At 71.1% G+C, this 26098-nt stretch carries 24 protein-coding genes and 1 pseudogene; 11 read left to right on the forward strand and 14 right to left on the reverse strand.

Going from position 1 to position 26098, the window contains the following annotated elements; translation table 11 throughout:
* Nucleotide 1: 1 nt before the first annotated feature.
* From OIC96_RS20705 to OIC96_RS20715, 3 genes are read right to left on the reverse strand one after another with little or no spacing between them, the layout of a single operon-like run.
* A complete protein-coding gene (locus OIC96_RS20705; protein WP_330306421.1) occupies nucleotides 2–1801 on the reverse strand; it encodes an L-aspartate oxidase in 1800 nt (599 codons plus the stop codon).
* A complete protein-coding gene (panC, locus tag OIC96_RS20710; RefSeq protein ID WP_330306420.1) occupies nucleotides 1798–2790 on the reverse strand; it encodes a pantoate--beta-alanine ligase in 993 nt (330 codons plus the stop codon). Before panC ends, OIC96_RS20705 begins: the two co-directional genes overlap by 4 nt.
* Complete coding sequence (locus OIC96_RS20715) at nucleotides 2787–3719, reverse strand: Rossmann-like and DUF2520 domain-containing protein (protein ID WP_330306419.1); 933 nt, start codon at nucleotides 3717–3719, stop codon at nucleotides 2787–2789. Before OIC96_RS20715 ends, panC begins: the two co-directional genes overlap by 4 nt.
* A 172-nt stretch (nucleotides 3720–3891) precedes the next feature.
* Between OIC96_RS20715 and OIC96_RS20720 the strand changes: the two genes are divergently transcribed.
* Nucleotides 3892–5112 carry a threonine aldolase family protein gene (locus tag OIC96_RS20720; RefSeq protein ID WP_330306418.1) on the forward strand — a complete coding sequence of 407 codons (1221 nt, stop codon included), beginning with the start codon at nucleotides 3892–3894 and terminating at the stop codon, nucleotides 5110–5112.
* Between the two features lie 80 nt (nucleotides 5113–5192).
* On the opposite strand, the gene OIC96_RS20725 is transcribed toward OIC96_RS20720, so the two are convergent.
* Nucleotides 5193–5408 (reverse strand): hypothetical protein, encoded by a 216-nt coding sequence (locus OIC96_RS20725; RefSeq protein WP_330306417.1) that lies wholly within the window; start codon nucleotides 5406–5408, stop codon nucleotides 5193–5195.
* Between the two features lie 165 nt (nucleotides 5409–5573).
* Here OIC96_RS20725 and OIC96_RS20730 point away from each other — a divergent pair, with 165 nt between their 5' ends.
* Nucleotides 5574–6680, forward strand: a complete 1107-nt coding sequence (locus tag OIC96_RS20730) for a DUF5937 family protein (RefSeq protein ID WP_330306416.1) — start codon at nucleotides 5574–5576, stop codon at nucleotides 6678–6680.
* Nucleotides 6681–6719: 39 nt separating this feature from the next.
* On the opposite strand, the gene OIC96_RS20735 is transcribed toward OIC96_RS20730, so the two are convergent.
* The 3 genes from OIC96_RS20735 to OIC96_RS20745 form a co-directional block, all read right to left on the reverse strand.
* Nucleotides 6720–7352, reverse strand: coding sequence for an AAA family ATPase (locus OIC96_RS20735; protein ID WP_330306415.1), 633 nt, complete (start codon nucleotides 7350–7352; stop codon nucleotides 6720–6722).
* A 150-nt stretch (nucleotides 7353–7502) separates the two neighbouring features.
* Nucleotides 7503–8174, reverse strand: coding sequence for a response regulator transcription factor (locus OIC96_RS20740; RefSeq protein WP_330306414.1), 672 nt, complete (start codon nucleotides 8172–8174; stop codon nucleotides 7503–7505).
* 69 nt (nucleotides 8175–8243) lie between these two features.
* Nucleotides 8244–9449, reverse strand: coding sequence for a sensor histidine kinase (locus OIC96_RS20745; protein WP_330306413.1), 1206 nt, complete (start codon nucleotides 9447–9449; stop codon nucleotides 8244–8246).
* 118 nt (nucleotides 9450–9567) lie between these two features.
* Here OIC96_RS20745 and OIC96_RS20750 point away from each other — a divergent pair, with 118 nt between their 5' ends.
* Nucleotides 9568–10779: an SAM-dependent methyltransferase gene (locus tag OIC96_RS20750; protein WP_330306412.1), complete on the forward strand. Its 1212-nt coding sequence runs from the start codon at nucleotides 9568–9570 to the stop codon at nucleotides 10777–10779.
* Here OIC96_RS20750 and OIC96_RS20755 read toward each other — a convergent pair.
* The gene (locus OIC96_RS20755; RefSeq protein WP_330306411.1) at nucleotides 10744–11895 is read right to left on the reverse strand and encodes an NADH-quinone oxidoreductase subunit D; all 1152 of its coding nucleotides are present in this window, start codon (nucleotides 11893–11895) and stop codon (nucleotides 10744–10746) included. The genes OIC96_RS20750 and OIC96_RS20755 overlap by 36 nt on opposite strands.
* Before the next feature lie 31 nt (nucleotides 11896–11926).
* On the opposite strand from OIC96_RS20755, the gene OIC96_RS20760 reads away from it, so the two are divergent.
* Entirely contained in the window at nucleotides 11927–12430 is a 504-nt protein-coding gene (locus OIC96_RS20760; RefSeq protein WP_330306410.1) for a PH domain-containing protein, read from the forward strand.
* A 116-nt stretch (nucleotides 12431–12546) separates the two neighbouring features.
* Nucleotides 12547–13836 (forward strand): PH domain-containing protein, encoded by a 1290-nt coding sequence (locus tag OIC96_RS20765; RefSeq protein ID WP_330310226.1) that lies wholly within the window; start codon nucleotides 12547–12549, stop codon nucleotides 13834–13836.
* A gap of 83 nt (nucleotides 13837–13919) precedes the next feature.
* Here the strand turns inward: OIC96_RS20765 and OIC96_RS20770 are convergent, their stop codons facing one another.
* The 3 genes and pseudogenes from OIC96_RS20770 to OIC96_RS20780 form a co-directional block, all read right to left on the reverse strand.
* Complete coding sequence (locus OIC96_RS20770) at nucleotides 13920–15320, reverse strand: hypothetical protein (protein WP_330306409.1); 1401 nt, start codon at nucleotides 15318–15320, stop codon at nucleotides 13920–13922.
* Between the two features lie 119 nt (nucleotides 15321–15439).
* Nucleotides 15440–15892, reverse strand: a pseudogene (locus OIC96_RS20775) (amino acid ABC transporter substrate-binding protein); the annotation flags it as partial.
* Between the two features lie 64 nt (nucleotides 15893–15956).
* Nucleotides 15957–17087 (reverse strand): alpha/beta hydrolase, encoded by a 1131-nt coding sequence (locus tag OIC96_RS20780; RefSeq protein WP_330306408.1) that lies wholly within the window; start codon nucleotides 17085–17087, stop codon nucleotides 15957–15959.
* Nucleotides 17088–17311: 224 nt separating this feature from the next.
* Between OIC96_RS20780 and OIC96_RS20785 the strand changes: the two genes are divergently transcribed.
* The 6 genes from OIC96_RS20785 (at nucleotide 17312) to OIC96_RS20810 (ending at nucleotide 22439) form a co-directional block, all read left to right on the forward strand.
* A complete protein-coding gene (locus OIC96_RS20785) occupies nucleotides 17312–19117 on the forward strand; it encodes a phosphatidylglycerol lysyltransferase domain-containing protein (RefSeq protein WP_330306407.1) in 1806 nt (601 codons plus the stop codon).
* Nucleotides 19118–19298: 181 nt separating this feature from the next.
* Complete coding sequence (gene folP / locus OIC96_RS20790) at nucleotides 19299–20192, forward strand: dihydropteroate synthase (protein WP_330306406.1); 894 nt, start codon at nucleotides 19299–19301, stop codon at nucleotides 20190–20192.
* Nucleotides 20189–20683 carry a nuclear transport factor 2 family protein gene (locus OIC96_RS20795; protein ID WP_330306405.1) on the forward strand — a complete coding sequence of 165 codons (495 nt, stop codon included), beginning with the start codon at nucleotides 20189–20191 and terminating at the stop codon, nucleotides 20681–20683. The genes folP and OIC96_RS20795 overlap by 4 nt, the downstream gene beginning before the upstream one ends.
* Before the next feature lie 248 nt (nucleotides 20684–20931).
* Nucleotides 20932–21291 carry a dihydroneopterin aldolase gene (gene folB, locus OIC96_RS20800; protein ID WP_189188543.1) on the forward strand — a complete coding sequence of 120 codons (360 nt, stop codon included), beginning with the start codon at nucleotides 20932–20934 and terminating at the stop codon, nucleotides 21289–21291.
* Nucleotides 21288–21899, forward strand: coding sequence for a 2-amino-4-hydroxy-6-hydroxymethyldihydropteridine diphosphokinase (gene folK / locus OIC96_RS20805; RefSeq protein ID WP_330306404.1), 612 nt, complete (start codon nucleotides 21288–21290; stop codon nucleotides 21897–21899). Before folB ends, folK begins: the two co-directional genes overlap by 4 nt.
* A gap of 54 nt (nucleotides 21900–21953) precedes the next feature.
* The gene (locus OIC96_RS20810; RefSeq protein WP_330306403.1) at nucleotides 21954–22439 is read left to right on the forward strand and encodes a DUF3180 domain-containing protein; all 486 of its coding nucleotides are present in this window, start codon (nucleotides 21954–21956) and stop codon (nucleotides 22437–22439) included.
* Between the two features lie 44 nt (nucleotides 22440–22483).
* Here the strand turns inward: OIC96_RS20810 and folE are convergent, their stop codons facing one another.
* The 3 genes from folE to hpt all read right to left on the reverse strand — a co-directional run bounded on the left by folE (nucleotide 22484) and on the right by hpt (nucleotide 26030).
* Nucleotides 22484–23089, reverse strand: a complete 606-nt coding sequence (gene folE / locus OIC96_RS20815) for a GTP cyclohydrolase I FolE (protein WP_330306402.1) — start codon at nucleotides 23087–23089, stop codon at nucleotides 22484–22486.
* A gap of 142 nt (nucleotides 23090–23231) precedes the next feature.
* On the reverse strand, nucleotides 23232–25259 hold the full coding sequence (gene ftsH, locus OIC96_RS20820; protein ID WP_330306401.1) for an ATP-dependent zinc metalloprotease FtsH: 2028 nt from the start codon (nucleotides 25257–25259) through the stop codon (nucleotides 23232–23234).
* Between the two features lie 210 nt (nucleotides 25260–25469).
* Nucleotides 25470–26030, reverse strand: coding sequence for a hypoxanthine phosphoribosyltransferase (hpt, locus tag OIC96_RS20825; protein WP_327430604.1), 561 nt, complete (start codon nucleotides 26028–26030; stop codon nucleotides 25470–25472).
* Nucleotides 26031–26098: the final 68 nt, after the last annotated feature.

Here is a 26098-nt window from a genome sequence, read left to right on the forward strand (position 1 = left end):
GTCACTGCTCCTGAGAACGGGGCGCCGGCTGGGGCATGGGGGTCCCCCCTGCTCGAACGGAGTCGAGCGCTTGGGGGAGGGTCGGGGGGAAGTCTGCGGTGTCCGTGGTGTGTACGGCCAGCGTCCGGTCGGGATTCAGCCGTACGACGATATGGCGGCGCCAGTCCGTGTCGTCCCGGTCGGCGTGGTCCTCGCGCCAGTGGCAGCCGCGGGTCTCCTCGCGCAGACGGGCGGCGGCGACCAGGACGCGGGCCACGCACAGGAGGTTGGTGGCCTCCCAGGTGTCGACTCCGGGCTCGGAGGTCTTGCCGTTCTCGTCGAGGGCGTCGCGCGCGTCCGCGTGGAGCTGCTGGAGGCGGTCGGCGGCCTGGGTGAGGGACTCGGCCGAGCGCAGGACACCCGCGCCGTCCGTCATGATCCGCTGGATCGCGAACCGGGCTTCCGGGGCGAGCAGCGGGTGCGCGGGCTTCTCGGGGTGCGGGACCGGCTCCGGCACGCGCGCGTGGAGGCCGTTTTCCGAGCGGCTGTCCGCGATGTCGGCCGCGATGCGCTCGGCGTAGACCAGGCCCTCAAGGAGGGAGTTCGAGGCGAGCCGGTTGGCGCCGTGGACGCCGGTGCAGGCGACCTCGCCGCACGCGTACAGGCCCGGCACCGTGGTGCGGCCCCGTGCGTCCGTGCGGACGCCTCCGGAGGCGTAGTGGGCGGCCGGGGCGACCGGGACGGGCTCGGTGACCGGGTCGATGCCGTGGGTGCGGCAGGCGGCCAGGATCGTCGGGAAGCGGTGCTCCCACATGTCGGCGCCGAAGTGCCGGGCGTCGAGGAACATGTGCTCCGCGTCCTGCTCCAGCATGCGGCGCATGATGCCCTTGGCGACGATGTCCCGGGGCGCCAGCTCGGCCAGCTCGTGCTGCCCGGCCATGAAGCGCACGCCGTCCGCGTCGACCAGGTGGGCGCCCTCGCCGCGTACCGCCTCGGAGACCAGGGGCTGCTGGCCCTCCGCGTCCGGGCCGAGGAACAGCACGGTCGGGTGGAACTGCACGAATTCGAGGTCGCTGATCTCGGCCCCGGCGCGCAGGGCGAGCGCCACTCCGTCGCCGGTGGAGACGGAGGGGTTGGTGGTGGCGGAGAAGACCTGGCCCATGCCGCCGGTCGCGAGGACCACGGCGGGGGCGTGCACGGCTCCCACGCCGTCGTGCTGGCCCTCTCCCATGACGTGCAGGGTCACACCCGCGGTGCGGCCGTCGGCGTCCGTGAGGAGGTCCAGGACGAGCGCGTTCTCAACCGTACGCAGTCCACGCGCGCGTACCGCCTCGACAAGCGCCCGGGAGATCTCCGCGCCGGTCGCGTCGCCGCCCGCGTGCGCGATGCGGCGGCGGTGGTGGCCGCCCTCGCGGGTCAGTTCCAGGTCGCCCTCGGCCGACTCGTCGAAGTGCGCGCCGGTCGCGATGAGACGGCGTACGGCGTCGGGTCCCTCGGTGACCAGGATGCGTACGGCGTCCTCGTCGCACAGGCCCGCGCCCGCCACGAGGGTGTCGTCGAGGTGCTGTTCGGGGGTGTCGCCCTCGCCGAGGGCCGCGGCGATGCCGCCCTGCGCCCAGCGCGTGGAGCCGTCGTCGAGGCGGGCCTTGGTGACCACGACGGTCCGCAGGCCGGCGGCCTCGCAGCGCAGGGCCGCGGTGAGTCCGGCGACTCCGGAGCCGACGACCACGACGTCCGCGGTGAGGGCCCAGCCGGGGGCGGGCGCGTGCAGTCGTATGCCAGTACCTGTACCAGTACCTGGATCTGTGCCTTTGCCGGTCACGAGGCGGCTCCGAAGGTGAGGGGGATGTTGTCGATCAGCCGGGTCGTCCCGACCCGGGCGGCGACGGCGAGGACCGCCTCGCCGGTGAAGTCGTCCTCGATCTCGGTGAAGTCGGAGGGATCGACCAGCGCCAGGTAGTCCAGGACCAGCGGCGGCCTGAGGCGGGCGGCCTCGTCCAGGACGAGGCGGGCGGCGGCGCGGACGCCGGAGTGTTCGGCGGGGACTGCCTTGGCGACGGCGTGCGCGTCGGCCGCCGCGCGGGACTCGCCGATCGCGCTGAGCGCCTCGGCACGCGCACGCGTGGCGGGCACTTCGCGGGCACGCGCGCGCAGGGCCTCCTGGGCGGCGTGCCGGTCGCGGCCCGCGAACAGGGCCTGGGAGAGGGCGAGCGCGGTGCGCCGCTCCTCGGGCGAGAGGTAGCGGTTGCGGCTGGAGAGGGCGAGCCCGTCCTCCTCGCGCACGGTGGGCACCCCGACGATCTCCACGCCGAAGTTCAGGTCGCGCACCATACGGCGGATCAGGGCGAGCTGCTGGGCGTCCTTCTGCCCGTACAGCGCCACGTCGGGCCGGGTGAGGTGCAGCAGCTTGGCGACGACGGTGAGCATGCCGTCGAAGTGGCCGGGGCGCACGGCACCCTCCAGGCGCTCGCCCATGGGGCCCGCGCTGACGCGGACCTGGGGCTCACCGCCGGGGTAGACCTCGTCCGCGGCAGGGGCGAACACGACGTCCGCGCCCGCCTGTTCGGCGATCTTGAGGTCGGCGTCGAGGGTGCGCGGGTAGCGATCGAGGTCCTCGCCCTTGCCGAACTGGAGCGGGTTCACGAAGACGGTGACGACCACTTCGCCCTGGTCTCCGGCGATCTCGCGGGCGGCGCGGATCAGCGTGGCATGGCCCTCGTGGAGGGCGCCCATGGTCATCACGACGGCTCGGCGGCCCGCGCGTGCGCGTGCGTGCAGCTCGTCGGCGGTGCGCAGCAGGGCGGTGGTCATCGGTCGCTCCCGTCGTCCGGCAGGGTCGCGCCGTCGGCGAGTACCCCCAGAAGGTCCTCGGCCAGTTCCGGCTTGAGCAGTCCATGGGCGAGCGCGCGGTCGGCGGTGGCGCGGGCCATCGCGAGATAGCCCGCGACGGTCTGCGGGGCGTGCTTGCGCAGCTCGGCGACGTGCGCGGCGACCGTGCCCGCGTCCCCGCGCGCGACGGGCCCGGTGAGGGCCGCGTCGCCCGACCTGAGGGCGTTGTCCAGGGCGGCGCCGAGCAGCGGGCCCAGCATCCGGTCGGGGGCCTCCACGCCCGCGGCGCGCAGCAGCTCCATGGACTCGGCCACCAGGGTCACCAGGTGGTTGGCGCCGAGCGCGAGGGCCGCGTGGTAGAGCGGCCGGCTCTCCTCGGCGATCCACTCGGGCTCGCCGCCCATCTCGATCACCAGGGCCTCGGCGGCCAGCCGCAGCTCCTCGGGCGCGGTGACCCCGAAGGAGCATCCGGCCAGCCGCTGGACGTCCACAGGGGTGCCGGTGAATGTCATCGCGGGGTGCAGCGCGAGGGGCAGTGCGCCCGCCCGGAGCGCCCGGTCGAGCACCCGCGCGCCGTACCGCCCGGAGGTGTGCACGAGCAGCTGTCCCGGCCGTACGGCGCCCGTCTCGGCCAGTCCCTCGACGAGCCCGGGCAGGGCATCGTCCGGGACGGTCAGCAGCACCAGCTCCGCGCGCTCCAGGACCTGCGCCGGGGACATCAGCGGCACGTCGGGCAGCAGCTCGGCGGCCCGCCGCTTGGACGCGTCGGAGACCCCGGAGACGGCCACCGGGCGGTGCCCGGCGAGCTGGAGGGCCGCCGCGAGCGCGGGGCCGACACGGCCGGCGCCGACAACGCCGACAGTGAGCCGCGCGGGGCGGTCCTTGGGGTCTGGCTGTGGGAATGTACTCACTCGACGGCGGCCTTCCGTTCCAGTCCGCTCGGGGTACCGGACGATTTCTCGTCATGTTAACGCGATCGGTTCGAGGGCCGTTTCGTTGTCCACAGGCTGTGGGTTTCCGCGGGGGCGCGAGGGCACGGAAATGCGGGTGCCCGAGCAGCCCGTCTCAAGGGATGATCCGGGGATGAGCGATACGGCGGAGCAGCACGAAGAGCGGACCGGGGCACCCTCCGCGGAGCAGGGCGAAGAGCTGGGCGAAGGGCTGGGCGAGGCGCCCTCGGCCGAGCAGCGGCGGGAGCGGCGGACGGCCGCCTACCGGGGCGCTCAGCGCATCCTGTCGCGCCCCGGGTACAGGGCCACGATCCGGGAGCGGCTGGCGGACCTGGACGAGGCGGCGAGCCTGTACGACCTGGACGAACCCGTGGACGTGTACGGGAACCGGATAGTGGGGGCCCTGGAGGAGCGGGTCGCCGGGCTGCTGGGCATGGAGGCCGCCGCCTTCTTCCCCACCGGCACGATGGCCCAGCAGGTGGCACTGCGCTGCTGGGCGGGCCGCACCGGCAACACGACCGTCGCCCTGCACGGTCTGAGCCACCCCGAGGTGCACGAACGCAACGCACTCAGCACGGTCAGCGGGCTGCGCCCGGTCCGTGTGACGAATGAGCCCCGGCTGCCGACCGCCGACGAGGTCCGGGACTTCGAGGAGCCCTTCGGGGCGCTGATGCTCGAACTGCCCTTGAGGGACGCCGGTTTCGTCCTGCCCTCCTGGGAGGAGCTTTCCGAGGTCGTGGCAGCCGCCCGGGAACGCGACGCGGTGGTCCACTTCGACGGGGCACGCCTGTGGGACTGCACCCCGCACTTCGGCCGTCCCCTGGACGAGATCGCCGGCCTCGCGGACAGCGTCTACGTGTCGTTCTACAAGTCGCTGGACGGATACAGCGGCGCCGCACTCGCCGGCCCCAAGACGCTCGTCGACGAGGCGAAGACCTGGCGCCATCGGTACGGGGGCATGGTCGCCACCCAGTTCCCGACGGTGCTGTCGGCGCTGGCCGGACTGGAGCGTGAGCTGCCCCGGCTGCCTGCGTACGCGGCCCACGCGCGCGTGGTCGCCGCGGCGCTGCGCGAAGGGTTCGCGGCGGCCGGGCTGCCCTGGGCCCGCGTCCACCCCGAGGAGCCGCACACCCACGAGTTCCAGGTCTGGCTTCCGTACGACGCCGAGGTCCTGGAGGACGCTGCGGTGCAGCAGGCCGAGGAGACGAAGACCTACCTGTTCTCCGGCTTCTGGGACCCACGCGGGCCGGGCCTGACCGTCACTGAGGTCTCGGTACGGTCCGAGGGGCTGGAGTGGACGGCCGACGACGTCAGGGCAGCCGTCGCGGACTTCGTGGCGCGGCTGCCCCGCTGACGGCTCCGCCCCGGAAGGCCCGGGTCGGGTTGGCCCGGCCCCGGCCGAGTCGGTCGGGCCGGCGGCCCGCGCGGCGCCGCTCAGCAGCTCGCGTGCCGCCGCCCGTGCAGCCACCGGCCCAGGGCCTCCCGTATCCGCCCATGGGCCGGGCGCCCCGCCACGACCGCACGGAACTGCCGGTAGTCGCGCAGCTCGCGCGCGACCTGCCAGTCGTGGCTGCCGGGTGCCGGAGGCACGGGCTCGCCGTGCTGCCGGGCCCGGTAGCTGTCGAGGAGGTACTGCTGGGTGATGCTCATGGCGAATCGCCTCCAGGGACGAGGGATGAGGTCCGAAGGCCCCGCGCGGACTGCCCCGGTAGTTGGTCATCCCAGATTGCGCCTGCTCACGGCGCCTGTCGCCCCGATTGACGGCCGACGTCAATCGGCGGCGGCGTTGTCAGTGGCGGGGTGCACCATGGGGTCATGAGCGTGCACATCGACATCACCGGGCTGCGACGGGAGCGCATCGTCGTCGTGCCGTCGCCGCTGGCCGAGCTCGGAATGGCACTGCACGCTCTGGCCGAGCCCGGGCACCACCCCGGACTGCAGGGCTGGGCGACCGGGGTGACCGCCCGGCTCGACCCGCATCTCGCGGACCGGATGTGCGAGGCGGACTTCCTGTGGCGTACGACGTTCTCGGACCTGTTCCTGGCCTGCGCGGGGATCCCGGGCGGGACCACACTGCCGGGCGCGACGCTCGCCGAGGACCTGGATCTGCTGGACAAGCTCACCGACGAGCAGTTCGTGGACGCGGCCCTGGAGTTCACGTGCGCGCTGGCGTACGGCTCGCCCGAACCCGGTGCGCTCTCCGACCCTGAGGTGCGCCGGCGTGCCGTGGACCTGGCCGCCTCGCGCGGGCCGCAGCAGACGCGGTTCACCGAGCGGCTGCTGGAGGATCCGCCGAGCGTGCGGGCCTGGCTGCGGCAGTTCCTGGAGGACTGCGACGAGGCCTTCTTCGCCGACTCCTGGTCCCGGCTGCGCCACCAGCTCGCCGCGGAGGCCCGCCACAAGACGGATCTGCTCCGGCACAAGAGCCTGACCGAGGCGCTGACCTCGGTGTCCGCCGCGGTGTCGCTGGACGAGACGGCCGGGCGGCTCACGATCGACAAGCTCACCGACGGCCACACCTTCACGGCGGACGGCGGCCTGCTCCTCGTCCCCACCAGCCTCGGCTGGCCGCACCTGATGGTGCTGCACCGACCCGGCTGGCAGCCTGTGTTGCACTACCCGCTCGGCTCCCCCGAGCTCGCCGCCCCGCCCTCCGTCGAGCAGCTGACCCTGCGGATGGCCGCGCTGTCCCACCCGGTCCGGATGCGCATCTGCCGCCATCTGGCCCGCAGCGCGTACACCACGGGTGAGCTGGCGCAGACGCACGGGATGACGGCTCCTGAGATATCCCGGCATCTGAGCGTGCTCAAGAAGGCGGGCCTGATCACCACCAGGCGCCGCGGGCGGTATGTGCTGCACCAGCTGGACGTCACTGTGGTTGCCCGGCTGGGCAGCGACTTCCTTGAGGGCATCCTGCGCTAGGTCCTGCCGGCCCAGCGCTTCTCCACACGCACGCGCCCGTCAGTCGAACCGGATGTGCCGTGCGCTCGTCCACGCCCTCCGCAGCCGCCCTCGCACCAGCCCGTCCCGGTTCGGCGTGAGCGTCAGCCCCGCCAGTACGGCGATCCGGTCCGCGGTCTTGGCGACCGTCGTGTGGTCGGTCCACAGGTGCTCGGCGAACTCCGGCTCGCGCAGCCGGTCCAGGCAGTGGTCGAGTTGCTGCACCGCCCAGCTCTCGCGCCGCAGTGGGGCGTCCTTGCCGGCGACGTACTGCATGAGGTGTCCGAAGCCACGCTCGCGCAGCCGCTTCAGTACGGTCTCGCGTTCGGCGAGGAGTGCGAAGTGCCGTACGTCGTGGCCCAGTTCGCTCAGCCGCCCGACGGTCTCCTCGAAGTAGCGGGGATTAGTGACCGTCATGGGGGCGATGACCACGCCGTCGTGCTTGCTGAGGGCGAGGTCGAGCACCTCGACCACGCCCTGCCGCCAGGACGTCAAGTCCTGGAAGTCTCCGCGCAGTTCGGGCGGCAGCATGCGGCGCAGGCCGAAGCCGGCGTGTTCCGGGTCGCAGACGACGCTGCCGGGCAGCCTTCGCTGGATCTCGTGTGCGGTCTGTGTCTTGCCACCCCCGAAGGGGCCGTTGATCCACAGGAGCATGCGCAGACCCTAGTGGGCGCCGGTTACGCCACGGTCACGCCCCCGCACAACCCTGCACGCCCCGCACACTCCGCGCGCCCCTACGCAACCTCATGCGCCCTATGCGCCCGCGCGCGCCGCCCACGCGCCCGCTTCCGCTCCCACTCTTGGTCAGCCGTGCCCGCCCGCCCGGACCAGCCCGGTCTCGTACGCGAGCACGACCACCTGCACCCGGTCCCGCAGTCCCAGCTTGGTCAGGATGCGCCCGACGTGGGTCTTCACGGTCGCCTCGGACAGGACGAGGCGCGCCGCGATCTCCCCGTTCGACAGCCCCTGCGCGACCAGCACCATGACCTCGCGCTCACGGTCGGTGAGCCGCTCCAGCCCCTGATGCCGGGGCTCCTTGCCGGCATTGGGCAGCATCGGTGCGAAACGGTCCAGCAGGCGCCGGGTGGTGGAGGGCGCGACCACGGCGTCACCGCTGTGCACGGAGCGGATGGCGGTGAGCAGCTCGCCGGGCGGCACGTCCTTGAGCATGAAGCCGGAGGCGCCCGCCTTCAGCCCGGAGAAGGCGTACTCGTCGAGGTCGAAGGTGGTCAGGATCAGCACCTTCGGGGGGTTCGGTTCCGAGCAGATGCGGCGCGTGGTCTCCACGCCGTCCAGCTTCGGCATGCGTACGTCCATCAGCACCACGTCGACCGCGGTGGCGCGCAGCACCTGAAGGGCCTCGACGCCGTCGCCCGCCTCGGCCACGACCTCCATGTCCGGCTGGGCGTCGAGCACCATCCGGAAACCGGTGCGCAGCAGCACCTGGTCGTCGACCAGCATGACTCGGATCGCCATCGGGGTCCTCTTCCGTCTCTCTCAAGGTCAAAAGGGGTTAAAAGTGATCAAAAGTTGTCGTTACAGGTGTCAGTGGGCGGGCTTGAGCGGGAGCAGGGCACTGATGCGGAAGCCTCCACCGGGCCGCGGCCCCGCGTCCAGAGTGCCGCCGACCATGCCGACGCGCTCCCGCATGCCGATCAGGCCGTGGCCCTGCCCGTCGACGCCCCCCTCCTCGTACAGCTCGTGGGGCGCGCCCTTGCCGTCGTCCTCGACGAGCAGTCCGAGGCCGTCGTCGAAGTAGACCAGGCGCACGCTCGCGCCGGCGTTCGCTCCCCCGTGCTTGCGCGTGTTGGTGAGCGCCTCCTGCACGATCCGGTACGCCGTGAGTTCTACGCCGCTGGGGAGGGGGCGCGGGGTCCCCTCCACCTTGAAGTCGACGGGGAGGCCCGAGGTGCGGCACTGCTCGATGAGGTCGTCGAGCTGCTCGACGTCGGGCTGCGGCACGTACTCGCCGCTCTCCTGGTGCTCGCCGGTGCGCAGGACGCCGAGCAGGCGGCGCATCTCGGCGAGGGCCTGGCGGCCGGTTCCGGAGATGGTCTCCAGGGCCTTCTTGGCCTGGTCGGGGGCGGCGTCCATGACGTAGGCGGCGCCGTCGGCCTGGACCACCATCACCGAGACGTTGTGCGCGACGACGTCGTGCAGCTCGCGCGCGATCCGGGCGCGCTCGGCGGCGACCGCGACCTTGGCCTGCGCCTCGCGCTCCTTCTCCAGACGGGCGGCGCGCTCCTCCAGCTGGGCGAGATAGGCGCGACGGGTGCGGATGGAGTCGCCGAGCACCCAGGCGAGCGCGAAGGGCACCGTCTGGAAGACCACGATCAGGACGGCGCCGAGCGGGCCCTGATCCCTCACGGGCCAGCGGAGCTGCCCAACGGTCGCCGCGCAGAGGCCGCCGATCAGCCCCATGCGCGATGCCCAGCGGTCGCCGTCCGCGGCGACGGTATAGATGATCACCATCATCGCGAAGTCGGCGGGCGCCGGCGGAACATCCAGGACCACCTGTGCGAAGCCCGCCACTGCGGCCAGGACCAGCATCTTCTCGGGCATGAGGCGGCGCAGCGCGACGACCGCACTCAGCACGACGGCGATCGGAAGCGCCGCGGCAAGCGACGCTTGCTGATCCGCGGCGCCGTTGAGATTGGTGAGGCTCACGCCGGAGATCCCGAGCAGGACGACGGCCCAGAAGCTGTCGACCCACGTCGGGTGCCTGCGGAGAAAGTCATAGAGGCGCTGCACCTAACCCAGGGTAGGGAAGCGTGCAGTGTGCAGGGGTCAACCGGAGGATCGATCCGCGACCGGCGCTCGTACTCCCCAAGGTGGAGGCCCCCCTCTCCCTGACGCTTAGCCTGGCCCGGTGAGACGTGAGGCGACGGACGAGTGGCGGGGCTGGCGCGAGGCGACCGAAGAGGCGCTGTACGGGCCCTCCGGCTTCTACCGCAGGCCCGAGGGGCCCGCGGGCCACTTCAGGACCTCGGTGCACGCCTCGCCCCTCTTCGCGCAGGCCGTGGCCCGGCTGCTGTGCCGCGTCGACGAGGCGCTCGGCCACCCCGCCCCGCTCGCCTTCGTCGACATGGCGGCGGGCCGCGGCGAGCTGGTGACCGGCGTACTCGCCGCGCTCCCCGCCGAAGTGGCCTCCCGCGCGCGCGGGTACGCCGTCGAACGCGCCGACCGCCCCGCCGGCCTTGATCACCGGATCGAATGGCTCGCCGACCCTCCTGAGGGGATCACCGGGCTGCTGTTCGCCAACGAGTGGCTGGACAACGTGCCGGTGGATGTCGCCGAGGTGGACGCGGACGGGGTGGTGCGGCTGGTTCTCGTACGAGCGGAGGACGGAACCGAACGCCTCGGGGATCCCGTCGAGGGGACGGACGCCGAGTGGCTGCGGCGCTGGTGGCCGCTGGCCGGTGCGCCGTCGGCGGGCACGCTGCCGCAAGGAGCGCGCGCGCCGTCCGATGGGGCGCGCACCCACCCCGAAGGCGCCCGCGCATTGCGTGAGGGAGGCCGCGCGCCCTCCGATGAAACGCCCACGCTCCCCGAAGAGGCACACGCGCCCTCCGCGGGAGCCCGCGCCGAGATCGGGCTCCCCCGGGACACCGCCTGGGCCTCCGCCGTGTCCACCCTCGACCGGGGTCTCGCCGTCGCCGTCGACTACGCGCACTTCGCCGCCGGCCGACCGCCCTTCGGTACGCTCACCGGCTTCCGGGAGGGGCGGGAGACGGTGCCGGTGCCGGACGGGTCGTGCGACATCACCGCGCACGTCGCACTGGACGCGTGCGCGCTGCCCGGGGGACACGTGATGACGCAGCGCGCCGCGTTGCGCTCGCTCGGCGTGAGCGGCGCACGCCCCCCGCTCGCGCTCGCCTCGACGGACCCCACCGCCTACGTCCGCGCCCTCGCGAGCGCCGGCGCCGCCGCGGAGCTCACCGCGCCCGGCGGCCTCGGCGACTTCGGCTGGCTGCTCCAGCCCGTTGGATTTCCGGACCCGCTCCACGACGGCCCGGCGGACGAAAACGCCCCTCTACGGAGAGCGCTACTTGTCGATGTCGCCGACCACGAAGAACAGTGACCCCAGGATCGCCACCATGTCCGCGACCAGCGTGCCCGGCAGCAGTTCGGTGAGCGCCTGGATGTTGTTGAACGAGGCCGAGCGCAGCTTCAGCCGGTACGGGGTCTTCTCGCCCCTGCTGACCAGGTAGTAGCCGTTGATGCCGAGAGGGTTCTCGGTCCAGGCGTATGTGTGGCCCTCAGGCGCCTTCAGGACCTTGGGGAGGCGCTGGTTGATCGGCCCGGGCGGCAGCTCGGCGAGCCGGTCGAGGCAGGCGTCCGCGAGATCGAGCGAGTTGTGGGTCTGCTCCAGGAGGCACTCGAAGCGGGCCAGGCAGTCGCCCTCCTGGCGGGTGACGACCTTGAGGGTGTCCTGGAGCTCTCCGTAGGCGAGGTACGGCTCGTCGCGGCGCAGGTCGAAGTCGACGCCGGAGGCGCGCGCGATCGGCCCGCTCACGCCGTAGGCGTGCACGGTCTCCGGCGCGAGCGCCCCCACGCCCCGCGTGCGCCCCCTGAAGATCTCGTTGCCGAGCACCAGGTCGTCGTACACGCCCAGCCGCGAGCGCAGGGCCGCGACGGAGGCACGCGCGCGTGAGGTCCATCCGGCGGGAAGGTCCTCCTTGAGGCCGCCGACCCGGTTGAACATGTAGTGCATGCGCCCGCCGGAGATCTCCTCCATGACGTGCTGGAGTTCCTCGCGCTCCGTGAAGGCGTAGAAGATCGGGGTGATCCCGCCCAGCTCCAGGGGGTACGAGCCCAGGAACATCAGGTGGTTCAGGACGCGGTTGAGCTCCGCGAGCAGCGTGCGCATCCACACCGCGCGCTCGGGGACCTCCATGCCGAGCATCCGCTCCACGGCGAGGACCACGCCCAGCTCGTTCGAGAAGGCCGACAGCCAGTCATGGCGGTTGGCGAGCATGATGATCTGGCGGTAGTCGCGCGCCTCGAAGAGCTTCTCCGCGCCGCGGTGCATATAGCCGATGACCGGCTCCGCGTGCTGGATCCGCTCGCCGTCGAGCACGAGCCGCAGCCGCAGCACGCCGTGTGTGGACGGGTGCTGGGGCCCGATGTTGAGCACCATGTCGGTGCTCTCCGCGGCGCCGCCGATACCGACCATGGTCTCCGTCGTAGGAGTCATGGGGACAGTGTCTCGTACGTACGCTTGCCATATGGAGACGGGGAGCATGGAAAGCACCGGAAACACGGCGGCGGAGCCGGTCTGGACCGGACTGCCCCCGGGGCTGCTGCGGATGCGGCGGCTGTTGCTGGTGGTGTGGCTGGGGCTGCTGACGATCATCGTGGGGCTGCTGCTCGGGCTGCTCGCCGGCCCCGCCTGGGCGGCCTTCGCCCTGCTGCCGCTCGCCCTGATGGTCTGGGGCCTGCACATGCTGGGGCGCAACTGGCGCTCCTGGCGGTACGCCGAGCGCGCGGACGACCTGCTGATCAGCCGGGGAGTGCTGTGGCGCGAGGAGACCGTGGTGCCGTACGGGCGGATGCAGCTGGTCGAGGTGACCTCCGGGCCCGTCGAGCGGCACTTCGGGCTCGCGAGCGTGCAGCTGCACACGGCGGCCGCGGCGACCGACGCGTGCATCCCGGGCCTCGACCCGGCCGAGGCCGAGCGGCTGCGGGATCGGCTGACCGAGCTGGGCGAGGCACGATCGGCGGGGCTGTGAGCACGGCTCCCCCGGGCTCTTCGGGTACGACGCCGCCCGAGCCGCACGGTCCGTCCGCCACGACGGCCGCACCGGGCGCCGAGGATGCCGCGGCCGCCGTACGGGAGGAGAAAGCCCTGGTCGAACGGCGGCTGCACCCCGTGACCCCGTTCCGGCGTGCCTGGGCGCCCGTCGCCGTGATCGCCGGATGGGCCGTGCACGACCCCAACCAGGCACAGGAGCAGCTGACCAGGCTCACGACCACCGCGCTGCTCATCGGGCTCGCCGTGTTCGTCCCCGGTGCCGCCCTCTACGGCTTTCTGAGCTGGTGGTTCACACACTTCGCGGTGACCGACACCGAACTGCGCATCCGCACCGGCCTGTTCTTCCGCCGCACCGCGCACATCCGGCTCGACCGGCTCCAGGCCGTCGACGTCACCCAGCCGCTGCTGGCCCGCGTCGCGGGCGTCACCAAGCTGAAACTCGACGTCATCGGGACGGACAAGAAGGACGAACTGGCGTACTTGGGTGAGGGGGAGGCCCGCGCGCTGCGCGCCGAACTCCTGGCCCGCGCGGCCGGTTTCGCACCGGAGACGGCGCACGAGGTCGGCGAGGCGCCGGTACGGCAGCTGCTGCACGTCCCCGCGCGCGTGCTGGCCGTTTCCCTGGTGCTCACCGGCGCCACCTGGGGCTCGCTGGCCGCCGCGCTCGTCGTACCGCCACTGCTGTGGTTCGCCACCCACAGCGTGTTGACGGTCCTCGCAACCGGCGTTCCGCTGCTCGGCGCGGCGGGCGCGAGCAGTGTGGGGCGGTTCCTCGGCGAGTACGACTGGACGGTGGGCGAATCGCCGGACGGGCTCCGCATCGACCACGGGCTCCTCGACCGTACGCATGAGACGGTGCCGCCCGGGCGCGTGCAGACCGTACGGATCGTCGAACCTCTGCTGTGGCGGCGGCGCGGATGGGTGCGCGTCGAGCTGGACGTGGCCGGGTCGTCGAACTCCGTGCTCGTACCCGTCGCTCCGCGCGAGGTCGCCGAGTCGGTGATCGCCGGGGTGCTGCCAGGGGTGACGGTGCCGTCGCCGTCGTCCTTGAACCGGCCGCCGCGACGGGCCGGCTGGTGCATGCCGTTCTGGTGGCGGGGGTACGGGCTCGCCGTCACCGACACCGTCTTCGCGGCGCGCCACGGACTGCTGCGCCGCAGCCTCTCCCTCGTGCCGCACGCGAAAGTCCAGAGCGTACGGCTGACGCAGGGGCCATGGGAACGCTTCAAGGGGGTTGCCGACGTCCACGTCGACACGGGGGCCAACAAGACGGTGACGGCGCGACTGCGGGACGCCGAAGAGGCGGCGGCGCTTCTTCAGGCACAGGCCGACCGGTCGCGTACCGGGCGGCGGGAGGCTCGGCCGGATCGATGGATGGCGTGAGGGCAGTGGCATGGCGCCACTGCCCTCACGTATGTACACGACCTATGTACGCGTATGCGCGCGTATGCAGGAAACGCGCGGTTTCAGGAAGCCGCGCTCCGCAGTCCCGCCATGTCGATCTGTTCCGTCTCGTCGTGCGCCGTCAGATCGATGACCTGGCCGACGCCGCGGGACCCCTCGTCCACGGGCTTGAACCCGGCCTCGGCCTCGGCCTTGTGCAGGGCGAGCGCCTCTTGGCCGACGACGTCCGCGAGGTCCTCGTTCTGGACTGCCTCCAGGGCGGCGGCGGACGACTCCTTCTGCGTACCGAAGAAGTCGAAACCGCCCTCGACCGAGGGTCGCCGCACAGGCGTGGCCGGTACGACAGCCACGGCGGTCGGCACGGTGAAGTGCCCGGAGGGCTTGGCGGGCTTCGCGGCCTGGAGCGCCTTCGAGGGCTGGGACGGCAGGGAAGACTGGGACGGCAGGGAGGGCTGGGACGGCTTCGGCTCGGCGGCCGCGCGCTCATGCCCGTCGACCGCCTCGGGCTTCCCCTGCGCCTCACCCTCCTCCGCCACGGCATCCGAGGACGGACCCGTCTCGGACGAACCGCCCTTCGGAGGCTCGACGTTCACTGACTCGCCGCTCGCGGGCTCACCCCGCACCGAGTCGGACTTCAACGACTCGGACCTCACCAACTCGGTCGGTGCGGAGCCCCCCGCGTCTCCCGCGTCTCCCGCGCCCTCAGCACCCTCCGCGCCGTCCGTCGCCGGACCACCGCTCGCGATCCGGTTCAGCGCCGCGTTGGCCCGCAGAAAGAGCGAGGACCCGGCCGGGGAGAAGACCTCAGCGGACACCGGAACTTCGGTCGCCACGGACGACTCAGAGGCCGTGGAGGACTCGGAGGCCGTGGAAACCTCGGAGGCCGTGGAAACCTCGGTCACCTCGGCCGCCTCTGCCGCCTCTGCCGCCTCCGGAGCAGCCACCGCCTCCGGAGGCTCCGGCTCCGTGGGCGCCGTCCGCGCGGCGGGCAGCGCAGGAGGCGGGGACGAGGCCTCTATCGCGAGCTGCCGGCGCACCTCCAGGGCGCTCGCCCGCTCCGTCTCCGCCGTGGCGTACCGCCGAAGCAGCGCCGCGTGTTCGTTGCGCAGGCCCGCCAGCTCCGTACGCTTCGCGCGCAGCTTGTGCTCCAGCTTGACCCGCAGCTCGCGCGACTCGTCGAGGTCGGTCTCCAGCTCGGCGACGCGCTCCTCGTGACGCCACTCGTCGCTCGCCCTCGCGCGCGTGAGGTCCGCGACGCGTTTACCGGCCGCCGTGTCCCAGCGGCGCATGACGACCGCACCGACGACCGCCGTCACCGCGGCACCCGCGGCCAGCCCACGGAGCACCAGCGGCTCCGTGAACAGCCAGGGCCCCACGGCGCAGACGAGCGAGACGCCTGCGATCGCCGAAGGAGGCAGCAGCCTGTGCAAGGGCGGGGAATGGCGGTGACGTCCACGTGGCATGGCCAGAAACTTACCGCGCGTAGGCGAATCTTGGTGCCCCGCCCGGTAAAAACACAGCCACCCCGCAGCCTTCGCACGACCCCGCGCCCTCACAAGCCGCACCGCCCGATCAATTTGCCCTACTTGACCAAGCCCATCGTTCGCGGATAGCCCTTCGCGACATCCGCCTCCTTCTGGCGCTCGGCGTCGGCCTTCCGGTTGAGTTCCACAAGATCATCCGTGCTGGTGATCGTCAGCACCACCTGGTCCACGCCGTTCCTCGCCGCCTGTTTGGCCCATGTCGTACCGACGCCCTCGGGGTCGATTCCGGAGATGTCGATTCCGTACGTCTTCTTCAGACCGGGTGCGCAGAAGGGCCGCGTATCGCATTCGTCGCCCGTCGCGATCGTGACCTTGAGGCCCGAATTGCCGAGATCGGAAAGGTCTTGAGGTTGTGCTTCTCGGCAAAGCGCGGCGACGGTGGTGCCGACATCACTGGAGGCGACCGCCTTCGCGTTCGCGCCGTTGTCCTTCACATTGAGGAATTCCGCGAACGTCGCCGCGTATTCGGCGACCCCGTCGATGGCCCCCTTCCCGCGAACGGCACAGGTCGGCGGTCGCCGAAGCGTTTCCTCCGAAGCCCGGTCCGAGTAACCGTCAGCGGTCGCTCAGCCGTCCGCTCATCCACTGCAGCGTCGCCGGGATCTCCCGTCGCCAGGTGTTGAAGTTGTGGCCGCCGCTGTCGAGGATGATCGACGAGATCCGGGTGAGCTGCTTGGACTTCACGAGGTCTATGAAACCGAGCGTGGCCTTGTAGTTGGCCTCGCCGATCTTGCTGCTGCTGACGAGCAGTGAGGTGTCGGGCGCGGGCTTGTTCTTGAGGTACCAGCGCAGGTCGGCGCTGTCCTGCAGCCGCTTGTCCCCCTGGAAGAGGTCGCCCGTCGTGGGGTCGATCGGTGCCTTGTAGTACGGCGACAGGCCCGCACCGGCGGCGTACACCTCGGGGTGGTGGATGGCGAGCTTCAGCGCGCAGTAGCCGCCCGTGGAGTCGCCGATGATGCCCCAGCTGCCGGGCTTTTTGCCCACCCTGTAGTGGGCCGATACGGCGTCGGGGAGGTCCTTGGCGAAGAACGACTCGGTCTGCGGGCCGCCGGGGATGTCCACGCACTCGGTGTCCCGCGGGGGTGCGACGGTCGGCCGCAGCATGACGAGGATCATCGGCTGCATCTTGCCGTTCTTGGCCATCTCGTGGGCCGTCTGGGGGTAGTGCAGCCCCTTGATGAGCGCCTGGGCGGTGCCCGGGTAGCCGGTCAGGACGGTGGCGGCCGGGAAGGTGCGGGTGCGGTAGCGCGACTGGAAGTACTCCGGGGGCAGATAGACGTACGCCGGGGTCGCGATGTGCGTCGTACGGCCGACGATGTCGACCTTCTGGATCTGACCGCCGATCTGCGGCCGGGAACCGCCCGAGACGTTCACGTCCTGGGTGTCGACCACTTGGAGGGGGCCGCCGGCCGGGCCGCCCGCGCCGTTGTGGTCGACGACGACGCCCTGGCCGCTCTCCTGGCCGAAGAGGTCCGCCCAGCTGGCGTAGAACCCGAATGCCTGGTTGGCGGAGAGTCCGATCGAGGCGAAGACCGCCACCTGGGTGGCCAGCAGCAGGCCGACCCGTCCGCTGACGGCCCGCCAGTTGCGCCGTGCCAGCCGTGGCCACCACCACACCGTGCCGACGAACAGCAGCACGGCGAGTAAGGCCGCCAGCACCATCACCTTGTTGCTCGTGAGACCCATGAGCTGTTCCTGCCTGCGCTTCCTGTCCCCGGCCGCGCCGCTCCTTCGCGAGCACTTGCCCCGGACTTTCCTTGCCTTTTGAAACGGCTTTCCTGTGGGGAGTGAACCTGTCTCCCCAAGACACCGTCCTAGAGGGCGCAATGTCGCCGGATGCCGGAATGGCACCGGATTCAAGGTCTCTCGCAGAACTACGGGATGCGATGTCTGTCAGGATAGATGGGGAAATGTCGGGCGAGGTTCCGAGTCGATCAGGCCGGTCGCGGCAGATACTCCGCGGTCCGCGCCCCGAGGCCGTCCCCGCCCTGGTCGCCAGGGCCTGCACGCTCGTAGGAGTCCTGGACATCGCCGCCGGTGTCTTCCCACGCTTCCGGCGCAGCCGCATGCACGCCATCGCCGAGGTACTGCCCGGCGCGCTCGGCCCGTTCGCCGCCGCGCTGTCGCTCAGCGCCGGCGTGCTTCTGCTGCTCCTGGCTCACGGGCTGCGCCGCCGCAAGCGGCGGGCGTGGCGGGCAGCCGTCGTCCTGCTGCCGGCCGGAGCGGTCGCGCAGTTCGCGTACCGCCACTCGGTTATCGGTGTCATCATCTCCGCGGCGCTGCTCGCGCCACTGCTGCGCCACCGCGACGAATTCGCGGCCCTGCCCGATCCGCGCAGCCGCTGGCGCGCGCTCGCCAACTTCGTGCTCATGGGCGCCGGTTCCCTCGCTCTCGGACTCATCATCGTCAGCGTCCACGAGAACCGCATGGTCGGCGACCCGAGCCTGGCCGACCGCATTACCCACGTCCTGTACGGCCTGTTCGGCTTCGAGGGGCCGGTGGACTACGCGGGACCCACGTCCTGGACGGTCGCCTTCTCGCTCGGCGCACTCGGCTGGCTGACCGCCGTCACCACGATCTACCTGGCCTTCCGCCCCGAACACCCGGCCGCACGCCTCACGGAGGACGACGAGACCCGGCTGCGGGCCCTCCTGGAGAAGCACGGCGGCCGCGACTCGCTCGGCCACTTCGCGCTCCGCCGCGACAAGGCCGTCGTCTTCTCGCCCAGCGGCAAGGCGGCCGTCACCTACCGCGTCGTCTCCGGGGTGATGCTCGCCAGCGGCGACCCCATCGGCGACGTCGAGGCCTGGCCCGGTGCGATCGAGCGCTTCATGGACGAGGCCAAGGCGCACTCCTGGACGCCCGCCGTCATGGGCTGCTCCGAGACCGGCGGTGAGGTGTGGACCCGCGAGACCGGCCTGGACGCCCTCGAACTGGGCGACGAGGCGGTGGTGGATGTCGCGGATTTCTCCCTGGCCGGGCGCGCGATGCGAAATGTGCGCCAGATGGTGAAACGCATCGAAAGGGCTGGTTACGAAACACGCGTACGGCGCATCCGCGACCTCAGTGAGGGGGAGCTGGACCGCATACGGCGCGCCGCGGAGAGCTGGCGCGGCACGGACACCGAGCGCGGCTTCTCCATGGCTCTCGGCCGCATCGGCGACCCGTCCGACGGGGACTGCCTGATCGCCACCGCCCACAAGGCGGACGACCAGCCCGGCCCGTACGGCGACCTCAAGGCTGTTCTGCACTTCGTCCCGTGGGGCACGGACGGCGTGTCGCTCGACCTTATGCGCCGCGACCGGTCGGCCGACCCCGGCATGAACGAACTCCTCATCGTGGCGGCACTCCAGGCATCCCCCCGCCTCGGCATCAAGCAGATCTCGCTCAACTTCGCGATGTTCCGCTCGGCGCTCGCCCGTGGCGAGAAGATCGGCGCGGGGCCCGTGCTGCGCGCCTGGCGGGGCCTGCTGGTCTTCCTGTCCCGCTGGTTCCAGATCGAGTCCCTGTACAAGTTCAACGCCAAGTTCCGCCCGCGCTGGGAGCCCCGCTTCGTCGTCTACGGCTCCTCCCGCGACCTCCCGCGCATCGGCTTCGCCGCCATGCAGGCAGAGGGCTTCGTCAACCTCGCCCTCCCCCGCCTGCTGCGCCACCGCCGACCGGCTCCACGCGCGTGCGCGCACACGGTGTCGGAGCACGGCATAAGGGCGGCTTAGCGGCCGGGCGAGCGGCTCCCTCTTGCTGCGGTCGTAGCGAGCGACTTGCCTTCGAGGGGGCCGCTCGACCGGCCGATTCGGGTGGGTGGATGGGCAAACAGGCCGCGAAGCGGCCAAAGGACCCCAGCCAGAGACAACCCGCAGGCGATTCGGCCCCCCGCCGGAGGCCTAGGCTGGACGTATGAGCAACGAGCGCGGGCGCGGCCGAGTCGCGGGACTGCCGACATGGGACCGCTGCGCGGTCATGGGGGTCGTCAACGTCACCCCCGATTCCTTCTCCGACGGCGGCCGCTGGTTCGACACGACCGCCGCGGTCAAGCACGGCCTGGGCCTGGTCACCGAGGGCGCCGACCTCGTGGACGTCGGCGGCGAATCCACCCGCCCCGGCGCCACCCGCGTCGACGAGGCCGAAGAGCTCAAGCGCGTCATCCCGGTCGTCCGCGGCCTCGCCTCCGAGGGCGTCACCGTCTCCGTGGACACCATGCGCGCCTCCGTCGCCGAGCAGTCCCTCGCCGCCGGCGCCTCCCTCGTCAACGACGTCAGCGGCGGCCTCGCCGACCCCGCGATGATCCCCGCCGTCGCGGCGGCCGGCGCCCCCTTCGTGGTCATGCACTGGCGCGGCTTCCTGCAGGGCGGCAACGTGAAGGGGACGTACGAGAACGTCGTCTCCGAAGTCCTCAACGAGCTGCACGCACGCGTGGAGGCCGTTCTGGCGGGCGGCATCGCCCCCGACCGCATCGTCGTCGACCCGGGCCTCGGCTTCTCGAAGGACCCCGAGCACGACCTGGCACTCCTCGCCCACCTCGACCGCCTGGGCGAACTCGGTTACCCCCTGCTCGTCGCCGCGTCCCGCAAGCGGTTCCTGGGCCGCGTCCTGGCCGGCCCGGAGGGCGCCCCGCCGCCCGCGCGCGAGCGGGACGCCGCCACCGCCGCCGTGTCCGCGCTCGCCGCCCACCAGGGCGCGTGGGCTGTCCGCGTCCACGAGGTACGGGCCACCGCCGACGCCGTACGGGTCGCCCGGGCCGTCGAGAGCGCCCGCAGCACCGCGGCGCCGGCCGCAGAGGGAGCCCGGTGAGCGCCCCCCGCACCGACGTCGAACAGGTCGAACTCGCCAACACCTCCTTCTACGAGGCGATGGAACGGGGCGACTTCGAAGAGCTGTCCTCGCTGTGGCTCGCCCCGCTGGACACGGCCGACGACGACATCGAGGGCGAGGGCGCGGTGATCTCCTGCGTCCACCCCGGCTGGCCCGTCCTCAACGGCCGCGGCGAGGTGCTGCGCTCGTACGCGCTGATCATGGCGAACACCGAGTACATCCAGTTCTTCCTCACCGACGTGCATGTCTCCGTCACCGGCGACACCGCCCTGGTGACCTGCACCGAGAACATCCTCAGTGGCGGTCCCGCCCCCGACGACAGCGACGAGCTCGGCCCGCTCGTCGGCCAGCTGGTCGTCGCCACGAATGTGTTCCGCCGCACGGCCGACGGCTGGAAGCTCTGGTCGCACCACGCCTCCCCCGTGCTCGCCGAATCCGGCGAGGAAGAGGACGACGACACCGCCGGTTGAGTGGGTGGGCGACTCACAGGAACCAAGAAGTGGTTGGAATCACGAATCCCGGGGTAGGCGCGGCTACCAACCCGTGAGCCGCCGTGTTCCCCAGGGGAAACGCCCGGTGAAGCCTCCTGACCTTCGCCCGGGCACACGCCCCCGTGGGCGAGCGCTGTCAGTGCCCGCAGGTAGATTCGTTTGAGGCTGGTGAGCCGACCGCACTCGGTTCATGACGGCCCATACCGACGATTGCAGGAGTGATTCGCGTGGATCGTGTCGCGCTGCGCGGCCTCAAGGCCCGCGGGCACCACGGTGTCTTCCAGAAGGAACGCGAGGAGGGCCAGACCTTCATCGTGGACCTGACGCTGGGCCTGGACACCCGACCGGCCGCGGCCGACGACGACCTGGCGAAGACCGTGCACTACGGCGTCGTGGCGGAGGAGGTCGTGGCCGTCGTCGAGGGCGAGCCCGTCGACCTCATCGAGACGCTCGCCGAGCGCATCGCCCAGGCGTGTCTGAAGCACGACGGCGTCCAGGAGGTCGAGGTCTGCGTCCACAAACCGGACGCGCCGATCACGGTCCCCTTCGACGACGTGACCGTCACGATCACCCGGAGCCGAGTATGACCGCCTTCTCCACCAAGGGTCAGAGCGACCCGACCGTACAGCCGGTGCCCGCCTCCGTGGTGGAGCAGGTGGACGCCGCCGACACGACCCTGCAGAACCCGAAGCGCGCGGTGATCTCCCTCGGCTCGAACCTGGGCAACCGCCTGGAGACCCTCCAGGGCGCCATCGACGCCCTGGAGGACACCCCCGGAGTCCGCGTCAAAGCGGTCTCCCCCGTCTACGAGACGGAGCCCTGGGGCGTCGAACCGGGCAGCCAGCCCACCTACTTCAACGCGGTCGTGGTCCTCAAGACCACCCTCCCCCCGTCCTCGCTCCTGGAGCGGGCGCACGCGGTCGAGGAGGCCTTCCACCGCGTGCGGGACGAGCGCTGGGGCCCGCGCACGATCGACGTGGACATCGTGGCGTACGCCGATGTCGTCTCCGACGACCCGGTACTGACCCTCCCTCACCCGCGCGCCCACGAACGGGCCTTCGTCCTCGCCCCCTGGCACGACGTGGAACCCGAGGCCCAGTTCCCCGGCCGGGGCCCCGTGGCCCAGCTCCTCGCGGCGCTCACCCGAGACGGTGTGACGCCCCGCGCCGATCTGGAACTCCGGCTGCCCGAGTAGTCGTTAAGGTCAAGACGACCAGACCGGCTTACCAATCAGGGGCAGAGGGGCAAAGTGAAAGAGCTGCGCATCAGGACGCTGGCCGCCGTGTTCGTCGTGGCCGGTGTGCTGTCCTGGGCGGGCGCCCGCCTGTGGAACGCGGTGGGCACCCTCCCCCGGGTCCCCCTCGCCGCCCCCATCGTCCTGGCCCTGATCGCCGTCGTCCTCCTCGCGACGGCGCTCTCGCTGCGCGCCCGTCTCAAGGCCCAGCGCGAGCGCCGCCCCGGCGCCAAGGGCGTCGACCCCCTGATGGCGGCCCGCGCGGTCGTCTTCGGCCAGGCGAGCGCCCTGGTGGCCGCCCTGGTGGCCGGTATGTACGGCGGCACGGGCGCGTTCCTGCTGGAATCCCTCGACATCCCCGCCCGCCGCGACCAGGCCATCTACGCCGGCCTCTCCGTCCTCGCCGGCATCGGCGTCATAGCGGCCGCCTTCTTCCTGGAGCGCGTCTGCAAGCTCCCGGAGGACGACGACGACAACGCGGGAACCGCTCCGGTGGCATAGCCCCGGAGCGGTTCGCAGAAGTCGGACGGGAGGCCCCCGGGAGGCTAGCGCGCCATGATGAGGCTCATCGCCTCGTTGCGCGTCGCCGCGTCCCGCAGCTGGCCGCGCACCGCCGACGTGATGGTCTTCGCGCCGGGCTTGCGGATGCCGCGCATCGACATGCACATGTGCTCGCACTCCACGACCACGATCACGCCGCGCGGTTCCAGGATCTCCATCAGGGAGTCGGCGATCTGAGTCGTCAGCCGCTCCTGCACCTGCGGGCGGCGGGCGTAGACGTCCACCAGCCGGGCCAGCTTGGACAGACCGGTGATCTTGCCGCTGGTGGCCGGGATGTAGCCGACGTGCGCGACCCCGCGGAACGGCACCAGATGGTGTTCACAGGTCGAGAAGACCTCGATGTCCTTCACCAGGACCATCTCGTCGTGCCCCAGGTCGAACGTCGTCGTCAGGACGTCCTCCGGCTGCTGCCACAGCCCCGCGAATATCTCCCTGTACGCCCGCGCCACGCGCCCCGGCGTCTCCCTGAGGCCCTCGCGGTCCGGGTCCTCGCCGACCGCGATCAGAAGCTCTCGTACGGCGTTCTCGGCGCGCTTCTCGTCGAACTCGCCGATCAGGCCCTCGCCGTCCAGCGTCACGGGGTCGGTCATCTGGTCCTCGTTCCTGTGGATCCTGCGCGTGCCGGTCGACGCGTCCCATCATGCGGGCAGACGAAAATGCCGCACCCCCCAGGCTAAAACCTGGGGGGTGCGGCATTCATTCCGGGCCTGGTGGGGCCGCCGGGAGCCTGGGTCAGCTCTCGGTGCGGTCCTCCGAAGCCGCCTCCGTCACCGGGACGGACTCCGTCGCGGTGGCGATGGCCGGTGCCGAGCCGTTCGCCCCGTTCGTCAGTGACAGCTCCTTGGGGGAGAGCACCGGCGGGCGGGTGGACGGCGTGCGCCGGGAGGAGCCGGTCCACGCGGGGCGGGCCGGGCGCTTGACGATGGGAGCGAAGACCTCGGCGATCTGCTCCTTGTTCAGCGTCTCCTTCTCCAGCAGCTGGAGCACGAGCGCGTCGAGGACGTCGCGGTTCTCGACCAGGATCTCCCAGGCCTCGTTGTGCGCGTTCTCGATGAGCTTCTTGACCTCTTCGTCGACGAGCGCGGCGACCTCTTCCGAGTAGTCACGCGGGTGCGACATCTCCCGGCCCAGGAAGGGCTCGGTGTTGTCGCCGCCGAACTTGATCGCGCCGAGACGCTCGGTCATGCCGTACTGCGTGACCATCGCGCGGGCCGTTGCGGTGGCCTTCTCGATGTCGTTCGCAGCGCCCGTGGTCGGGTCGTGGAAGACGAGCTCCTCGGCCGCGCGCCCGCCCAGCATGTACGCCAGCTGGTCGAGCATCTCGTTGCGGGTCGTGGAGTACTTGTCCTCGTCCGGCAGGACCATCGTGTAGCCGAGGGCACGGCCGCGCGACAGGATCGTGATCTTGTGGACCGGGTCGGAGTTCGGAGACGCCGCCGCGACCAGGGCGTGACCGCCCTCGTGGTACGCGGTGATCTTCTTCTCCTTGTCCGACATGATCCGGGTCCGCTTCTGCGGGCCCGCGACCACACGGTCGATCGCCTCGTCCAGCATGGAGTTGTCGATCAGCTTCCCGTTGCTGCGCGCGGTGAGCAGCGCCGCCTCGTTCAGCACGTTCGACAGGTCCGCGCCCGTGAAGCCCGGCGTGCGCCGCGCGACCGCCGACAGGTCGACGTCCGGAGCGACCGGCTTGCCCTTCTGGTGAACCTTGAGGATCTCCAGACGGCCCTGCATGTCCGGGCGGTCGACCGCGATCTGGCGGTCGAAGCGGCCGGGCCGCAGGAGGGCCGGGTCGAGGATGTCGGGCCGGTTCGTGGCGGCGATCAGGATGACGCCGCCCTTCACGTCGAAGCCGTCCATCTCGACGAGCAGCTGGTTGAGCGTCTGCTCGCGCTCGTCGTGACCGCCGCCGAGGCCGGCGCCGCGGTGGCGGCCGACCGCGTCGATCTCGTCGACGAAGACGATCGCCGGAGCGTTCGCCTTGGCCTGCTCGAACAGGTCACGGACTCGGGAGGCACCGACACCGACGAACATCTCGACGAAGTCGGAACCGGAGATCGAGTAGAAGGGGACGCCGGCCTCGCCCGCGACAGCGCGCGCGAGGAGCGTCTTACCGGTACCAGGAGGCCCGTACAGGAGCACGCCCTTGGGGATCTTCGCCCCGACGGCCTGGAACTTCGCCGGCTCCTGGAGGAACTCCTTGATCTCCTGGAGCTCCTCGACCGCCTCGTCCGAACCCGCGACGTCCGAGAACGTCGTCTTCGGGGTGTCCTTGGTGATGAGCTTCGCCTTGGACTTCCCGAAGTTCATGACTCGGGAGCCGCCGCCCTGCATCTGATTCATCAGGAACAGGAAGACGACGACGATGAGGACGAAGGGAAGCAGGGACAGCAGGATCCCGACGAAGGCGTTCTGCTTCGTCGGAGAGACCGTGTAGCCGTCCGGGATCTGCTTGTTCTCGTACTTGTTCTGCAGTGTGTTGGCCAGGGTCACGCCCTGGTCGCCGATGTAGCTCGCCTGGATCTTTGAGCTGCCGTCGACCTTCTCGCCGTCCTTGAGCTGGACCTTGATGGTCTGCTCGTCGCCGGTGGTGATCTTGGCCTGCTCGACCTTGTTGTCATTGATCGCCTGGACGACCTGGCCGGTGTCCACCGTCTTGTAGCCGCCGGACGAACCGACGACCTGCATCAACACGACCACGGCAAGGACGGCCAGCACGATCCACATGACCGGCCCACGGAAGTATCGCTTCACGTCCATCCATACGGAGCGGTGCCGCCCCGTCCCTCCTGCCATAGTGAGTTTGATAAAGACTTATAAAGGCTGTTCGTCGGACGGTACCCCAGCATTGTCACCCGAAGCCGCAGGGGACTGCTGGCAATCCGGCCTACGCATGCTCCAACGGCCCGAAACCCGCTGGGGTTCCCGAACGTCTTACCGGGACTGAGCCGCCCTCGAAAGGGCGGGGGTTCAGCCGCCGTAGACGTGAGGCGCGAGCGTACCGACGAACGGGAGGTTGCGGTACTTCTCCGCGTAGTCGAGGCCGTAGCCGATGACGAACTCGTTCGGGATGTCGAAGCCGACCCACTCCACGTCGATCGCGACCTTGGCCGCCTCGGGCTTGCGCAGCAGCGTGCACACCTTGAGGGAGGCCGGCTCACGGGAGCCGAGGTTGGAGATCAGCCAGGAGAGGGTCAGCCCGGAGTCGATGATGTCCTCGACGATGAGGACGTGCTTGCCCTTGATGTCGGTGTCGAGGTCCTTGAGGATCCGCACGACACCGGAGGACTGCGTGCCCGCGCCGTACGAGGACACGGCCATCCAGTCCATGGTGACCGGGGTGGACAGCGCACGCGCCAGGTCCGCCATGACCATCACGGCGCCCTTGAGGACACCGACGATCAGCAGGTCCTTGCCCGCGTACTCCGCGTCGATCTTCGCGGCCAGCTCAACCAGCTTCGCGTCGATCTCTTCCTTGGTGATGAGCACCGACTTGAGGTCGGTGCCCATGTCTTTCGCGTCCACCCGCATCACTTTCGGTCGTCCGTCCCACCGGCCACCCGGACCGCCCGCGACCCGTGTGACGGGTCCCGGAGATC

It is taken from the genome of Streptomyces sp. NBC_00775, assembly GCF_036347135.1.
In the GTDB taxonomy this organism is placed as follows: Bacteria; Actinomycetota; Actinomycetes; order Streptomycetales; family Streptomycetaceae; genus Streptomyces; species Streptomyces lutosisoli.

Excerpts from the sequence above, each read along its gene's own strand:
- panC (WP_330306420.1), bottom strand. The coding sequence starts at position 2,790 with ATGACCACCGCCCTGCTGCGCACCGCCGACGAGCTGCACGCACGCGCA.
- OIC96_RS20720 (WP_330306418.1), top strand. The coding sequence starts at position 3,892 with ATGAGCGATACGGCGGAGCAGCACGAAGAGCGGACCGGGGCACCCTCC.
- OIC96_RS20725 (WP_330306417.1), bottom strand. The coding sequence starts at position 5,408 with ATGAGCATCACCCAGCAGTACCTCCTCGACAGCTACCGGGCCCGGCAG.
- OIC96_RS20730 (WP_330306416.1), top strand. The coding sequence starts at position 5,574 with ATGAGCGTGCACATCGACATCACCGGGCTGCGACGGGAGCGCATCGTC.
- OIC96_RS20735 (WP_330306415.1), bottom strand. The coding sequence starts at position 7,352 with ATGCTCCTGTGGATCAACGGCCCCTTCGGGGGTGGCAAGACACAGACC.
- OIC96_RS20740 (WP_330306414.1), bottom strand. The coding sequence starts at position 8,174 with ATGGCGATCCGAGTCATGCTGGTCGACGACCAGGTGCTGCTGCGCACC.
- OIC96_RS20755 (WP_330306411.1), bottom strand. The coding sequence starts at position 11,895 with ATGACTCCTACGACGGAGACCATGGTCGGTATCGGCGGCGCCGCGGAG.
- OIC96_RS20760 (WP_330306410.1), top strand. The coding sequence starts at position 11,927 with ATGGAGACGGGGAGCATGGAAAGCACCGGAAACACGGCGGCGGAGCCG.
- OIC96_RS20770 (WP_330306409.1), bottom strand. The coding sequence starts at position 15,320 with ATGCCACGTGGACGTCACCGCCATTCCCCGCCCTTGCACAGGCTGCTG.
- OIC96_RS20780 (WP_330306408.1), bottom strand. The coding sequence starts at position 17,087 with ATGGGTCTCACGAGCAACAAGGTGATGGTGCTGGCGGCCTTACTCGCC.
- OIC96_RS20785 (WP_330306407.1), top strand. The coding sequence starts at position 17,312 with ATGTCGGGCGAGGTTCCGAGTCGATCAGGCCGGTCGCGGCAGATACTC.
- folP (WP_330306406.1), top strand. The coding sequence starts at position 19,299 with ATGAGCAACGAGCGCGGGCGCGGCCGAGTCGCGGGACTGCCGACATGG.
- folK (WP_330306404.1), top strand. The coding sequence starts at position 21,288 with ATGACCGCCTTCTCCACCAAGGGTCAGAGCGACCCGACCGTACAGCCG.
- folE (WP_330306402.1), bottom strand. The coding sequence starts at position 23,089 with ATGACCGACCCCGTGACGCTGGACGGCGAGGGCCTGATCGGCGAGTTC.
- ftsH (WP_330306401.1), bottom strand. The coding sequence starts at position 25,259 with ATGGACGTGAAGCGATACTTCCGTGGGCCGGTCATGTGGATCGTGCTG.
- hpt (WP_327430604.1), bottom strand. The coding sequence starts at position 26,030 with ATGCGGGTGGACGCGAAAGACATGGGCACCGACCTCAAGTCGGTGCTC.